13 protein-coding genes are annotated in these 13,907 nt (G+C 44.0%); 9 read left to right on the top strand and 4 right to left on the bottom strand.

Annotation, left to right across the window (positions count from 1 at the left end; genetic code table 11):
* Positions 1 to 7: 7 nt before the first annotated feature.
* The 4 genes from NSQ54_02830 (at position 8) to NSQ54_02845 (ending at position 4,509) form a co-directional block, all read left to right on the top strand.
* A complete protein-coding gene (locus NSQ54_02830; protein WYP27068.1) occupies positions 8 to 1,435 on the top strand; it encodes a deoxyribodipyrimidine photo-lyase in 1,428 nt (475 codons plus the stop codon).
* Between the two features lie 78 nt (positions 1,436 to 1,513).
* A complete protein-coding gene (locus NSQ54_02835) occupies positions 1,514 to 2,710 on the top strand; it encodes a helix-turn-helix domain-containing protein (GenBank protein WYP27069.1) in 1,197 nt (398 codons plus the stop codon).
* Positions 2,711 to 2,837: 127 nt separating this feature from the next.
* Entirely contained in the window at positions 2,838 to 3,956 is a 1,119-nt protein-coding gene (gene ald, locus NSQ54_02840) for an alanine dehydrogenase (protein ID WYP27070.1), read from the top strand.
* Between the two features lie 55 nt (positions 3,957 to 4,011).
* Complete coding sequence (locus tag NSQ54_02845) at positions 4,012 to 4,509, top strand: NUDIX domain-containing protein (GenBank protein WYP27071.1); 498 nt, start codon at positions 4,012 to 4,014, stop codon at positions 4,507 to 4,509.
* A gap of 286 nt (positions 4,510 to 4,795) precedes the next feature.
* Here the strand turns inward: NSQ54_02845 and NSQ54_02850 are convergent, their stop codons facing one another.
* From NSQ54_02850 to rarD, 3 genes are all read right to left on the bottom strand, one after another.
* Positions 4,796 to 5,998, bottom strand: a complete 1,203-nt coding sequence (locus tag NSQ54_02850; protein WYP27072.1) for an MFS transporter — start codon at positions 5,996 to 5,998, stop codon at positions 4,796 to 4,798.
* Between the two features lie 81 nt (positions 5,999 to 6,079).
* Positions 6,080 to 7,117, bottom strand: a complete 1,038-nt coding sequence (locus NSQ54_02855) for a lactonase family protein (protein ID WYP27073.1) — start codon at positions 7,115 to 7,117, stop codon at positions 6,080 to 6,082.
* Between the two features lie 30 nt (positions 7,118 to 7,147).
* Positions 7,148 to 8,071: an EamA family transporter RarD gene (rarD, locus tag NSQ54_02860; GenBank protein WYP27074.1), complete on the bottom strand. Its 924-nt coding sequence runs from the start codon at positions 8,069 to 8,071 to the stop codon at positions 7,148 to 7,150.
* Positions 8,072 to 8,215: 144 nt separating this feature from the next.
* Between rarD and solA the strand changes: the two genes are divergently transcribed.
* Positions 8,216 to 9,349 carry an N-methyl-L-tryptophan oxidase gene (solA, locus tag NSQ54_02865; GenBank protein ID WYP27075.1) on the top strand — a complete coding sequence of 378 codons (1,134 nt, stop codon included), beginning with the start codon at positions 8,216 to 8,218 and terminating at the stop codon, positions 9,347 to 9,349.
* 381 nt (positions 9,350 to 9,730) lie between these two features.
* Here solA and NSQ54_02870 read toward each other — a convergent pair whose 3' ends face one another.
* Complete coding sequence (locus NSQ54_02870) at positions 9,731 to 9,865, bottom strand: hypothetical protein (protein WYP27076.1); 135 nt, start codon at positions 9,863 to 9,865, stop codon at positions 9,731 to 9,733.
* 293 nt (positions 9,866 to 10,158) lie between these two features.
* On the opposite strand from NSQ54_02870, the gene NSQ54_02875 reads away from it, so the two are divergent.
* From NSQ54_02875 to NSQ54_02890, 4 genes are read left to right on the top strand one after another with little or no spacing between them, the layout of a single operon-like run.
* Entirely contained in the window at positions 10,159 to 10,983 is an 825-nt protein-coding gene (locus NSQ54_02875) for a M55 family metallopeptidase (protein WYP27077.1), read from the top strand.
* A 15-nt stretch (positions 10,984 to 10,998) separates the two neighbouring features.
* Positions 10,999 to 11,928: an ABC transporter permease gene (locus NSQ54_02880; protein WYP27078.1), complete on the top strand. Its 930-nt coding sequence runs from the start codon at positions 10,999 to 11,001 to the stop codon at positions 11,926 to 11,928.
* 4 nt (positions 11,929 to 11,932) lie between these two features.
* Positions 11,933 to 12,865, top strand: a complete 933-nt coding sequence (locus NSQ54_02885; protein ID WYP27079.1) for an ABC transporter permease — start codon at positions 11,933 to 11,935, stop codon at positions 12,863 to 12,865.
* Positions 12,866 to 12,871: 6 nt separating this feature from the next.
* Positions 12,872 to 13,897 carry an ABC transporter ATP-binding protein gene (locus NSQ54_02890; GenBank protein ID WYP27080.1) on the top strand — a complete coding sequence of 342 codons (1,026 nt, stop codon included), beginning with the start codon at positions 12,872 to 12,874 and terminating at the stop codon, positions 13,895 to 13,897.
* Positions 13,898 to 13,907: the final 10 nt, after the last annotated feature.

Consider the following 13,907-nt stretch of genomic DNA (forward strand, 5'->3'; position numbering starts at 1 on the left):
GGACACAATGGGAACAACGGTTGTTTGGTTTAGAAGAGATTTACGTTTGCATGATCATACTGCGCTGTCAAAGGCTCTTTCATCACTTGAGAAGGATGATTCGTTAGTTGCGTTATTTTATATTCAACCTACGTTAAACGATAAATTTACAGCTAGACATGATTATTACTATGAGACATTAATGAAGCATGTCGAAAAGTGTGAGAAGGAAGGATTTCCGGTGCACTTTGTTACAGGAAGTTTTGAAGAAGCGTTCCATCAGATGCAGAATCAGCTGCCAGATGTGGATCAGCTTTATTTCAATGCGGATGAAACAGGTGGAGGTGCTAAAAGAGATCAAGAGGTAATGGATTATTTTGAGTCGACCTCAATTAGTGTCTTCCCATGTATTGACCACACGATTCATGGGGCGACTGAAGTGAAGAAGCAGGATGGCTCTCTTTATAAAGTATTCTCCTCTTACTATAAGCAGTGGCAGCAGCTAGATAAGCCATCTATTCAAAAAGTTGACCTGAAGAAAGTGAAGGAGCATGCGATCGACATACGTGATTCCTTTAAGCGTGGTGCGAATGCCTATCAAAAGCTAATGGAATCAAAGACAGGTAAATGGAAGTATGCAGGTGAGGATCATGGACTCGAACGATTAGAGGAGTTTACGCATAGTAAGATGTATGACTATAAGAAAAAGCGGGACTACCCGTCTATAGCTGGAACAAGTATGCTTTCACCTTACTTGCGCACAGGAGCCGTCTCAGCTAGAACAGTGTATTACACGATCTTAGATGAGTTGGGTGATCAAGCAAACGGTCAAGGACCTGAGACATATATTCAAGAGCTTGCTTGGCGTGACTTTTACAATATGGTCTTTTATCAATTCCCTGAAAGCAAGGATCAGGAGCTAATTGAAAAGTACCGGGGCATGGATTGGAATCAGGATGATGAGCTTTTTGAAGCATGGAAAAAAGGAGAAACTGGTTTTCCGATCATTGATGGAGCTATGAGACAGTTGAATCAGATTGGATGGATGCATAACCGTCTCCGCATGGCCGTAGCATCCTTTCTAACAAAGGATATGCTGATGGATTGGCGCAAAGGTGAGCGTTATTTTGAGGAGCAGTTAATCGACTACGAGCCGGCCTCAAATATTGGAGGGTGGCAGTGGGCATCTTCTACAGGTACAGATGCGGCACCGTACTTCCGCATTTTTAATCCGACCAGACAATCAGAACGCTTTGATCAAGATGGAGAGTTTATTCGAAAGTATGTCCCTGAATTAAAAGATGTACCGAAAAAATACATTCATTCACCTGAAAAGATGCCAGAGGATCTTCAGAAGGAAGTAGGCTGTGAAATTGGGAAGGACTACCCGCATCCTATCGTTGATCACAGTACCATGCGCAAGCGAGCACTCGAGCTTTATAAGGAGAAGGGCTAAACCCTATAGTCAGGCTCGTTGTCTGCTTGTTATAATAAGGTAAAAAGCGCTTCAGCCAGTAAGATTGCGAGGAATGCTATGACACAAACAACTTCTCACGTTTTTCGCCAGCCATTTCGCTCTCTAGAAGAGTTTGCCGAGATGATTAGTTATTATTTACATTGTCCAGTAACGATTGAAGATGCCAATCATCAGTTGCTTGCTTATAGTACACATGGAGATGGGGCGGATAAAGCACGCATCTCTACGATCATTTCAAGAAGAGTACCAGAGAGACTTATTAATCGTTTCTGGAAAGACGGCATCATTCCAGCATTAAATCAGACGAGAGAACCCGTTCGAGTACCTGAGATGAAGGAGTATGATCTTGGAAGCCGTGTAGCGGTCTCGATTTGGAAGCATCAAGAGGTGCTCGGGTACATCTGGGTATCTGATCATTTACAAAAGCTATCTGATACAGATCTCCTCCTGTTAAAGGAAGCGGCCGCAACGGCGAAGCAAGAGCTTCTTAAATTAAGCAGGCAACGCAAGCAAACGCATAAAAGCCGAACGGAATTGCTTTGGCAGTTAATAGTTGGAGATGAATCAGAGCACATTCAATCAGAACTTCATCTTGCGCAAATGCAGCCCGATGAACAAGTATTTGTAAGCTTATTTGTATTTGACGAACAGGACGAGGAAGCGAGGCGTCATATTGACTACATGCTTCAGGCTTCTTATCAGGATACGATTCCTCTGTTTCTTTGGGATGAACATCAGCTTGTCTGTTTAGTGAGGGCAGCAGACGTGCAATCGAGACACTACTTTCTAAAAAAGTTAACAGGGCAGCTTCAGGAGCGGTTTGTCATTAAACAGAAGGAGAGCTGTTCCGGGTCTTATGTAACAGGCTTTGATCACATTTCAGAAAGCTACCAGGAAGCAAAACGAGTTCTTTCTTTAAAGAAGAGGTATCCGGAAGAGCTTGATACGGCTCACACCTTCTCAGATTTAGGTGTGTTTAAATACATTGATCAGATTCCACAAGGAACAAAGGTGCATCCAGGCATCGAACGTATTGTGGAATATGACAAAAAGCAAGGCACCCAACTTTATGAAACGTTGATTCTCTTTTTAAAGAAAGATGGTAATGCGAATGAAGTAGCTAAGCAGCTGCATGTACACGTAAACACGCTAACCTATCGAATCAAACGCCTTGAGAGCATTGGGCGCTTTTTGTTAAAAGACCCTGCACAGCGAATGGGGCTGTATCTAGATCTGCTCCTCTCAAGAAAGTAACATAAATCCTTTTTGTGAAAATCAACAAAGGGAGGCCGTTGTTTTCTTCATATCCCACGATGTCAGATTGTCCGGCTCTTTACTATACTAAAAAAAGGGAATAGTAGAGAGTGAAGGAGGAGTCAATATGATTATTGCGGTACCGAAGGAAGTAAAGAATAACGAAAACCGAGTAGCGATCACACCTGCTGGGGTATCTACACTGGTCAATGGCGGACACGAATTATTTATCGAAGCGGGAGCAGGTGAGGGCAGCGGCTTCACTGATCACGAGTATAAGACAGCCGGTGCAACGATCATGGCGACGCCTGAGGAAACATGGCAGGTAGCCGAGATGATTCTGAAGGTGAAGGAGCCGCTTGAATCGGAGTACGGTTACTTCCGCCAAGGACTGATTTTATTTACGTATCTTCATCTTGCAGCGGAGCCGAAGCTTGCCAAGGCACTGGCTGAAAGTGGTGTGACGGCCATTGCGTATGAAACGGTTGAGGTGAACCGGACGCTTCCATTACTCACACCGATGAGTGAAGTAGCAGGACGCATGGCCACTCAGATTGGAGCACAATTCTTGGAAAAACCTAAAGGAGGGAAGGGCATTCTTTTAGGTGGCGTACCAGGTGTAAAGCGTGGGAAGGTAGCTATTATTGGAGCAGGTGTCGTTGGAACAAATGCAGCTAAGATTGCGGTTGGACTTGGTGCGGATGTCACGATGCTTGATCTGAGTGCAGAGCGCCTTCGTCAAATCGACGACCAATTCGGAAGAGATGTACAGACGATTATGTCCAATCCAATGAACATTGCAGACGCGGTCCGAGAGGCAGATCTTGTGGTTGGCGCCGTTCTCATCCCAGGAGCGAAGGCACCAAAGCTTGTAACAGAAGAGATGATTAAGTCAATGAAGCCAGGTAGCGTGGTTGTGGATGTCGCTGTCGACCAAGGTGGAATCATTGAAACGGCTGACAAGATTACAACACATGACGATCCAACCTATACAAAGCATGATGTCATTCACTACGCAGTAGCAAATATGCCTGGAGCCGTTCCACGTACCTCAACGATTGCACTAACAAACGTAACCATTCCGTACGCAAAGCAAATTGCAGATAAAGGAGTCAAGCAAGCATTGACGGACAACCCATCACTTGCTCTCGGCTTAAATGTCGCAAATGGACAGATCACATACGAAGCCGTGGCACGTGACTTAGGCTACACCTACGCAACTGTTGAAGAAGCGTTAGGCGAATAAGGAGGAAGGACCATCACTGAGTTGTGATGGTTTTTTTCAAAAAGAGGAGAGTGCAGTGGTAAGTATCGATGTGCAGTGGGGAGACGCAAAGGTGAACCTAACGTGGAACCCAAGTGAGACTCTTCCACAAACAGATCTTGTCACAAGTGTGCATGGTTTTTGCTTTCAAGGTGATGACATGCTGTTAGTACATTTGCAAGATAGAGGCTGGGACTTTCCTGGAGGACATGTAGATGAAGGAGAAACCCCTGAGCAATGTTTTCACAGAGAGGTGTTTGAGGAGGCAGCTGTCAGAGGAGAGGCTAAATGTCTTGGATCTATCATCGTTGATCACACGGAGAATGACTTGTGGAATGACACAAGTCCTTACCCTAAGATTGGCTATCAAGTCTTTTATAAGATGACGATTAAAGAGCTGCAACCCTTTCATCCAAATGAAGAGTCGACTGAACGTCGGTTTGTAAGCCCGCATAAGGTCTCTTCCTACTACAAAAACTGGCATCCGGTCTATCAAGCGATTTTGGATCGAGCATTAGATATAAAAACGGACTGATTCCTTGAAGTGAATCAGTCCGTTTTTTAATATGAGTAGATACTGCGATGTAATTAGGCCTTAGTCCGATGTATTGCAGAGAAACGCGATGTAATTAGGGCGCAACCCGATGTATTGCAGAGAAACGCGATGTATTTAGGGCGCAACCCGATGTATTGAGTGAAAGCGCGATGTATTTGAGCTGTAACCCGATGTATTGAGTGAAAGCGCGATGTATTTAAGCCACAACGCGATGTATTCCACTCAACTCCGATGTATTCGACACATTCTTCTTACTAAACTAAACCTACCCAACCTCACGCACGACATTCAGATTTCGTCCGGCACCAAGGCCAACGCCTGTCATTGCGATGAGGACAACCATAAACATGAGCAAGGGTGCGGTCCAGTTATGGAACCAGTCAAAGACGAGTCCAATTATGATAGGGCCTGATGCGGCAAGCAGGTACCCAAGTGATTGAGCCATGCCGGATAGCTTGGATGCTTGTTTGGCATTGGCACTACGCAATCCGATAAATGTAAGGGCGAGACTGATACTTGATCCAGAGGCAAGTCCCATGAATAAGATGGACACGACTAGGAACGGCGTTGAGCCTCCGTAGATGAGCCCTATAAGTCCGATAAAATAAAGAATACTAATCACAATCACTAATCCGCGTTGATCCTTTAGTTTTCCAGCGATGATAGGCGCGAGAAAGTTTCCTGGAACTCCGGCAAATTGCATGATGGATAGCATCCAGCCTGCAGTTACAATACTCATGCCGTGGCTTCGCATGATTTCAGGTAACCATGCCACAGAGGAGTAAAAGAGAAAGGACTGTAATCCCATAAAAAGTGTGACCTGCCATGCGATTGAGGATTTCCACATGGAGCTTGAGACAGGTTGAACATCAACTGGTTTTGGTTCGCTGTTTTTGCCACGAAGCTGTGGAACCCACACGGCGAGTCCAAGTAAAACGAGTGCTCCCCACAACAGTAATGTGGTATTCCAGCCGAGGCCTAAGCCATCGGCCATAGGAACGGTGATTCCTGATGCAAGTGCAGCAAAGATCGACATAAGTGTCGAATAAATACTGGTGATTAAACCAACTTTTAAAGGGAAGTGAAGCTTTGCAAGTCCGGGTAAAAGGACATTACAAATGGCAATCCCGACACCGACTAAGGCTGTTCCGATAAATAGAAAAGATAAAAGTCCCGTTGCGCGCAAAAGGATTCCAAGCAGTAACAGGCTTAGTCCGGCAACGATGGCGCCTTCAAAGCCAAGCTTTTGACCAAGCTTTGGTGTGAGCGGTGAAAGGGCAGCAAATGAAAGCAGGGGCAGGGTTGTAATTAATCCCGCTGCACCATTGGATAATCCAAAGTCTGCGCGGATTTCACCAATCACTGGTCCAACCGATGTAATGGCAGGACGTAAATTAAAGGCAATCACTGCAATGCCTATGATAAGTAGGATCGTATGTTTTTTTGATAAACCTTGTTGGTGAGTCATGATGTTGTAGCTCCTTTTTAGATTCAGGCCAAAAAATGGGCTTCTATACAGAGTGTCTGCATAGAAGCCAGTTGCATTCGTTTAGTTTAAGAATTTAAGACATACAGGCTTGGACACTTCAAGTGTTGAATCAAGCTGTGTAATCGTACCTTTTTCCGGATCGCGTTCAAATAGTACAACATTTCCTGTTTCTTCATTTGAAACAACGACAAAGGCTTCCGTTGGATCAAGGACAAAGTCTCTTGGCCAGTTCCCAGCAGATGGGACACGTTGGATGAGTGAAAGCTCTCCAGAGTATGGATTTACTTCGTACACGACGATTCTGTCATGACCTCTGTTTGCTGCATACACGAAACGGCCATCAGATGAAATGTGGATCGCACTTCCTTGGCTGTTTTCTAGGAAATCATCCGGTAATGTAGGAACAACTTGTACTTCTTTAAATGCGTTAATTCCGTCTTCATAGGAAAGAGTAATGATTTCGTTACTTAGTTCAGTAAAGACATACACATACTTTTCTTTTGGATGGAAGGCTAAATGTCTTGGACCAGAACCTGGGTTACATGTGTAGCTTCCAGCTTCCGTTAGCTTGCCATCTTCATAAGAGTACGTCACGATCTTGTCCGTTCCAAGATCGACGGCAATCACGTATTGATTGTCAGGAGTGAAACCAGCAAAGTGAGCGTGTGGTTTTTCTTGACGTTCGTGTGGGCCTGTCCCTTCGTGTTGTGCATAGGATGAAGCAGGAGCGACACTGCCATCTGCTTGTAGTGGGAATGCTGTAATTCTTCCACTATGGTAGTTTGCAGTCACCGCTAGAGACTCGTTAACACTTACGTGGCAAGGAGAGCCATCTTCTGTTAGTTCCGTTGTTAGATGAGTGAGCTTACCTGAATCTTTGTCAATCTTATAAGAGGCCACTCCACCTTCAGAGCCTGCTTTCACAACGGCATAAAGGTGTGTTTGCTCAGCGTCAAGATTTACATATGTTGGATTATCTAGCTCTGCAGCCACCTCAAGCTCTTGGAGGCGCTTCGCTTCCGTATCCAGTGTGAAAGTATAAATTCCTTTACTATCTGCTTTTGTGTAGGTACCAATGTACCCTCTAAATGTACTCATGTTTGAACAATCTCCTTTCAAATGAAAACACTAAGCTGGTTGTTGTGTTGCACGTGTGACTTTCTTCAAGCGTCTTCTCGTTTGTAGCTTTGAATACGTGAACAAGCCCAAAGCAATCCAGATACAGATAAATGCAAGAAGCTGGATGCTTGAGAATGGTTCCTTGTAAAGAAAGACTCCAATGATAAGCATAAACGTCGGAGCGATATACTGCAAGAATCCGATCACTGTGAAGCTAAGCTTCTGAGCAGCGGCTGCAAATAATAGCAGTGGAACAGCCGTGATTACTCCTGCACCGGCTAAAACTAACATCGTCGGAACCGATTCAGAAAAATAGGAGGCTTCCGGTAATAAAAACAAGAACAGAAGGGCAAAGGGTGTCATCAATAAAGTCTCAACCGTCAAACCAGTCCAGGGACGGATTGAGACGGAGCGTTTAATGAAGCCATACGAGCAAAATGAGATCGCAAGTAAAATCGATGCCCACGGTACGTGACCATAATATAGAGTTAACACAATGACTCCAACAAAAGCGAGTGCTACAGCCACTTTTTCAAGGTTGGCTAGCTTCTCTTTTAAAATGACAGTTGCAAGCACAACATTCATCAAGGGATTAATATAATAACCGAGGCTTGCATCAATAATGCGGTCACTATTCACCGCGAAAATAAAAATAAACCAATTCACTGTAATTAAAACGGAGGCAGCTGAAATAGCGAGAAGACTTCTCTTATGATTCCAGATCTTCTTTATCTCTTGAATCACTTCCATTAGCTTACCCATCAAAGCGAGCGCAATAATCATAAAAAGAAACGCCCAAATAATACGGTAGGCAAGGATTTCTGCTGAAGAAACGTCCTCAGCCATTTTCCAATACAAGGGCATAATTCCCCAAAGAACATACGCACCAGCCCCGAGCAAAACAGCTATAGCGGACTCATTTTGTTTATTCATTCTTTCACCTGATTTACATCGAAATTTTATACGTTATGATGTCTAATCATACATCACTTATTTAGGGAATGGAAAGATTTAAATTTCTCACCTCTACCCATTTGATTGAAAATTCGCTAGACTACAACAAAGGAAGTGATAAAGATGAATCAATCATATGATGTCATCATTATTGGTGGAGGTTCAATGGGGATTGCTGCGGCCTATTATGTAGCTAAATCTGGTTGTAAAGTAGCCGTCCTGGACCGTGATACGATTCCAAATGAAACAGGGAGTCACCACGGACAAACAAGAATGATGCGCTTTGGATACAGTGAAGGCGAAAGCTACGTGCCACTTGTTAAACATGCGTACGAGCTTTGGAGGGGGCTTGAGCAACAATCCAATCGTTCTCTTTATGTACAAACAGGAGCACTGCTCATGGGAGAAGAAGGATCAGATTTTTTAAATGAAGTATTACATAGTTCAACCACTCACTCGCTTCCTCATGAAGTGTTAACAGCAAGGGACATTCATGACAGATGGCCGGAGATTACCCTGCCAGAAACGTTTAAAGGAGTGCTGGATACATTAGCTGGTTTCTTGTTAAGCGAGGAATGTGTACAAGCTTACAAGGAGCTTGCACTGGAACTCGGGGTAGATATCTTTGAAGATGAATCCGTCATACATGTGAATCCAGTAGCAGAGGGTGTAGACGTGGTTTCAGAGCAGCGTACACTTCATGCGGGTAAAGTCATTGTGACTGCAGGTGCTTGGACTCACAAGCTTTTGCCAGAAGTGAAAATGCCCATCCAGCCGATCCGAAAAACAATTGCCTGGTTCAAGCCTAAAACAGAGGATGCATTCGATTCGTCTTCTTTTCCATGTGTTGTCTTTAACACGTCATTCGGATTATATTATGCCTTCCCAGACTACAAGGGAGCAGGCTTTAAGATTGGCAGACATGACGGGGGCCAGCTTGTTGAACCCGAGGAACTAAATCGTAGATTCGGTGCGTACGAAGAAGATGAACCGGAGCTAAGACAACTACTTGATGTACATGTTCCAAAAGCAGCGGGTGCGCTTAAGCGTGGTGCCGTTTGTATTTATGACCAATCGCCGGATGAAGACTTTATCATCGATTGGCACCCAACTGATGAGCGCATCATTCTTGCAGGAGGATTCTCCGGACATGGATTCAAATTTGCAAGTGTGATTGGAAAGCTCTTAAGTGAAATGGCATTAGATCAACCATTAATCCATCCAATCGACTCCTTTAAGCTGAGCCGTTTTTCGTAATGAATATAGAAGAGCTTGGGACGTAACTTAAAATCATTAAGAATGGCGAATGATTCAATTGTAGAATCATTCGCCATTCGTGATTTTATCAGAACAAGCGGAAGGAAAACCCGAGACTCCTACGGAACAGAACGCGGTGAAGACACTGTAACGGTGCCCTTTCCGCGAAAGGGGCTGAGGCCGTTCCCGTGGAAAGCGAGGGCTTCTCTTGGAGCGAATTTGTTGCTATGTTTGTGTTTTAATCGTTGCTGTAATGTTATGCCCCGCTCTCGTTCAATTTTCTTTTTAACTTCTTGAGCTTGACGGTCTTTCTAAAAGCTTTCTAATTAAATTAAAAACGAAGAAAAAGAGTAAAGCACTAATAAGAACTGTAATGGCAAACTAGATCATAATTAAATACCATTTGGAACCTGCATCAATCAAGGATGAACCTAGCCCCATTCTTGCTGCAGTAGTAAACGCACCAAAAAATAAGGCGAAATAAAATGTGCTCATTATGTTAAGTAAAGAACTCATTATATTCTCCTCCCTCATTTAATGGTTATCATTTCCCAAATCCTTCAAGTAGCAAACGTATAAAAAGTTGAATTAAGAAGATAAGAGACACGAGGTTCAATTATGTTTTTAAATCGATATCTTTTCTATTGAAATCCAAATAAAGGAACAGGTATACTAATGTAAGAAAACGCTTTCATTAAATATGATACACCCTAGTTTTTGTCATATAACCTCACGAACTGCTTTTCAATTTGTCTGATTTCTTTGATAATTAGGTAACTAAATGGAATTTCATCAACGAGGAGGATGCTATGAAGCTCTATTTATCAGTGGATATGGAAGGAATTACGGGTTTCGCAGATGATCAATTTGTTGATTCATCAAACAGACATTATAGGCGTGGACAGTCGTTGATGACGGCTGAAGCAAATCATGTGATTGAAGAAGCCTTCAAGCAGGGAGGCAAAGAGGTGATCGTGAATGATAGTCATTCAAAGATGAACAACCTTTTAATTGAAGAGTTACATACGGAAGCAAAGCTAATTACAGGAGATGTGAAGCCATTTTCGATGGTTCAAGGGTTAAACGATACGTTTAGCGGAGCTTTTTTTCTTGGATACCATGCGCGTGCCTCTCAAAGAGGAGTAATGAGCCATACGATGATCTTTGGTGTTCGTACGATGTACATTAACGATCACGAAATAGGCGAAATGGGCTTTAATGCGTATGTCGCAGGGTATTACGGTGTACCTGTATTAATGGTTAGTGGAGATGACGAGACAGCAAAAGAGGCTGAAGCGCTCATTCCGAATGTGACCACAGCCGTTGTAAAAGAACAACAATCAAGATCCTCTGCCCTGTGTTTATCTCCTCAAAAAGCAGGAGAACTGCTCAGGGAAAAAACAAAGCTTGCCTTACATAATCAGCACAACGTCAAACCACTCATCCCACCAGATCACCCGGTCCTACGAATTGAATTTGCAAACTATGGTCAAGCAGAATGGGCAGCATTAATGCCAGGTGCAACCATTGAGGAAGGCACAACAACGGTTCGTTTTGAAGCGAAGGATATCTTAGAAGCCTATAGGGCGATGCTTGTTATGACAGAGCTTGCCATGAGAACAGCATTCTGCTGAGAAGGTAGGTGAATCATGCTCAAATACATTGGAAAACGAGTGCTCGGGATGATTGTTACCATGTGGGTCATCATCACCTTAACATTTATTCTGATGCACGCCGTTCCCGGTTCCCCGCTTAACACAGAACAAACAACGAATGCAGCGGTACAAGCAAATATGGAAGAGCACTTTGGGCTGAATGATCCGTTATATGTGCGCTATGTTGATTATCTTGTCTCACTCGCACAGTTTGATTTCGGACCATCGATTAAACAATCTCCAACCACTGTAAATGAGTTAATCTCACGTGGCTTTCCCGTTTCACTTGAACTGGGAATTGTTGCATTAGTTGTTGCCATCATTTCAGGGATTACACTTGGGATCCTTGCTGCCCTTAGACGAAACGGTGTAATTGACTACGGTATGATGACTTTTGCAGTGATCGGGATTTCTGTTCCCAATTTTATTCTAGCTACTCTATTAATCTATCAGGTAGCCGGTCAATGGCGGCTGTTACCAGTCGGCACGTGGGCGAGCTGGAAGCATATGATTCTGCCTGCCTTAGCACTTGGCACAACACCAATGGCCATTATTGCGAGACTCACTCGTTCAAGTATGGTTGAGGTATTAACACAGGATTATATTCGAACAGCGAAGGCAAAGGGGATCTCTCCCTTCAAGATTGTCGTCAAACACGCGCTGAGAAATGCTTTGCTTCCTGTGGTTACAATCCTTGGAACATTAGTAGCATCCATCTTAACGGGTAGCTTCGTCATTGAGAAAATTTTTGCGATTCCTGGAATGGGCCGCTACTTTGTAGAAAGTATTAACAGCCGAGATTATCCCGTCATTATGGGTACAACCATTTTTTACAGTGGAATCTTGATGATTATGCTGTTGATTGTTGATATCATGTACGGCATCCTTGATCCGCGGATTAAGCTCCATAAGAAGGAGGAGTGAGCTTATGCCTCAAACGAACTCACCTGTTTCAGATGAACTCTTTAAAAGAAGAAAACCGGATCATAAAAAGGCAGAGAGAGTCGTCCGGCCCTCCTTAAGCTATTGGCAGGCTGCCTGGTTAAGTCTACGAAAAAATAAGCTGGCGATGGCGGGGCTCATCATGATGATTCTACTTGTGGTGATGGCTATTATCGGACCGATCATTAGTCCGCATAGTGTAACGGAGCAGTTGCGAACCAATGCTAACCAGCCTCCCTCCATGGATCACTGGTTTGGTACAGATAGTTTAGGAAGAGATATGTTTGCACGAACATGGTACGGCGCGCGTATTAGTTTGTTTGTTGGGTTTATGGCTGCATTAATAGATTGTGTGATTGGGATTATCTATGGTGGGATATCCGGATATAAGGGAGGACGCACGGATAACGCGATGATGCGTGTCGTTGAAGTGTTATACGGTCTCCCGTATCTATTAGTTGTCATTCTTCTCATGGTTGTGATGGGACCAGGTTTATTTACCATCATTGTTGCGTTAACCGTTACAGGATGGGTAGGAATGGCTCGAATTGTTCGAGGGCAGGTCCTGCAACTGAAAACAAATGAATATGTTTTAGCTTCAAGGACCCTCGGCGGAAAAGCGAGCCATATCATTCGAAGAGCACTTCTTCCCAATGCAGTGGGCGCCATCATTGTTCAAATGACATTAACCGTGCCGTCAGCTATATTCGCAGAGGCTTTTCTCAGTTTTCTAGGACTAGGCGTGCAAGCTCCTTATGCGAGCTGGGGAGTGATGGCTGAAGATGCGCTCGGAACATTAACATCAGGAGCATGGTGGAGGTTGTTTTTCCCGGCATTCTTCATATCAATTACGATGTTTGCATTTAATGTGTTAGGAGACGGTTTGCAGGATGCGCTCGATCCTAAGCTAAGGAGGTAATAAGTAGTGAGCGATCCATTGTTAGACGTTCGTAATTTGCATGTTTCATTTCATACGTATGGTGGACGCGTTCATGCGGTTCGCGGTGTGAATCTGACGCTTAAAAAAGGAGAAACACTGGCGATTGTAGGAGAAAGCGGGTGCGGGAAAAGTGTGACGGCACAAAGTATCATGCGTCTTCTTGCCGAGCCTCCGGGAAAGATCACTGAGGGCACGATTCATTTTAAAGGGGAGAACCTGCTCTCTTATTCGGATAAGAAAATGAGATCAATCCGTGGTCACGACATGGCGATGATCTTCCAAGATCCAATGACATCGTTGAATCCGACACTTACAATCGGCGATCAGCTTACTGAAGGACTAATTAGTCATCAGAAACTCTCAAAAGCAGAAGCCCAAAAGAGAGCTTTAGCAATGCTTGATCTAGTAGGAATCTCTAATGCGAAGGAACGGTTAAAGCAATTCCCGCACCAATTTAGTGGCGGAATGAGACAGCGAATCATGATTGCTATGGCTCTTATGTGTGATCCAGAGGTCTTAATTGCCGATGAACCAACCACAGCCTTAGACGTAACAATCCAAGCTCAAATTCTAGATCTCTTTAAAGAGATTCAACGAAAGCTGGGTGTAGCGATCATTATGATTACGCATGACCTAGGTGTCGTGGCGCAATTAGCTGACCGAATTCATGTGATGTACGCAGGCAAGATTGTAGAAGAAGGGAATCGCAGAGAATTGTTTTACAAGGCTCAGCATCCGTATACGCGTGGACTACTCCATTCTGTGCCAAGAATGGATGCGGATCGAAGTATACCTCTTGTTCCCATTCCAGGTACGCCGCCAGATTTATTTTCGCCACCACCGGGATGTGCGTTTGCTGATCGATGTGACTATGCCATGGATGTGTGTACGCAAGTGGAACCACAGCGAATGAACGTTGAAAAGGGACACCATGTGGCTTGTTGGTTGCAGGATGAACGCGCACAACAGGCATTAGGTAAAGAATTCCCGCTCCACAAGAAATCCGTCTAATCTTTTAATC

The sequence above is a fragment of the Alkalihalobacillus sp. FSL W8-0930 genome, assembly GCA_037965595.1.
Classification (GTDB): domain Bacteria; phylum Bacillota; class Bacilli; order Bacillales; family Bacillaceae_D; genus Alkalicoccobacillus.

What these genes read in the sequence shown, in the direction of transcription:
- NSQ54_02830 (WYP27068.1), top strand. Translation starts at nt 8, where the DNA reads ATGGGAACAACGGTTGTTTGGTTTAGAAGAGATTTACGTTTGCATGAT.
- NSQ54_02835 (WYP27069.1), top strand. Translation starts at nt 1,514, where the DNA reads ATGACACAAACAACTTCTCACGTTTTTCGCCAGCCATTTCGCTCTCTA.
- ald (WYP27070.1), top strand. Translation starts at nt 2,838, where the DNA reads ATGATTATTGCGGTACCGAAGGAAGTAAAGAATAACGAAAACCGAGTA.
- NSQ54_02850 (WYP27072.1), bottom strand. Translation starts at nt 5,998, where the DNA reads ATGACTCACCAACAAGGTTTATCAAAAAAACATACGATCCTACTTATC.
- NSQ54_02855 (WYP27073.1), bottom strand. Translation starts at nt 7,117, where the DNA reads ATGAGTACATTTAGAGGGTACATTGGTACCTACACAAAAGCAGATAGT.
- rarD (WYP27074.1), bottom strand. Translation starts at nt 8,071, where the DNA reads ATGAATAAACAAAATGAGTCCGCTATAGCTGTTTTGCTCGGGGCTGGT.
- solA (WYP27075.1), top strand. Translation starts at nt 8,216, where the DNA reads ATGAATCAATCATATGATGTCATCATTATTGGTGGAGGTTCAATGGGG.
- NSQ54_02870 (WYP27076.1), bottom strand. Translation starts at nt 9,865, where the DNA reads ATGAGTTCTTTACTTAACATAATGAGCACATTTTATTTCGCCTTATTT.
- NSQ54_02875 (WYP27077.1), top strand. Translation starts at nt 10,159, where the DNA reads ATGAAGCTCTATTTATCAGTGGATATGGAAGGAATTACGGGTTTCGCA.
- NSQ54_02880 (WYP27078.1), top strand. Translation starts at nt 10,999, where the DNA reads ATGCTCAAATACATTGGAAAACGAGTGCTCGGGATGATTGTTACCATG.
- NSQ54_02885 (WYP27079.1), top strand. Translation starts at nt 11,933, where the DNA reads ATGCCTCAAACGAACTCACCTGTTTCAGATGAACTCTTTAAAAGAAGA.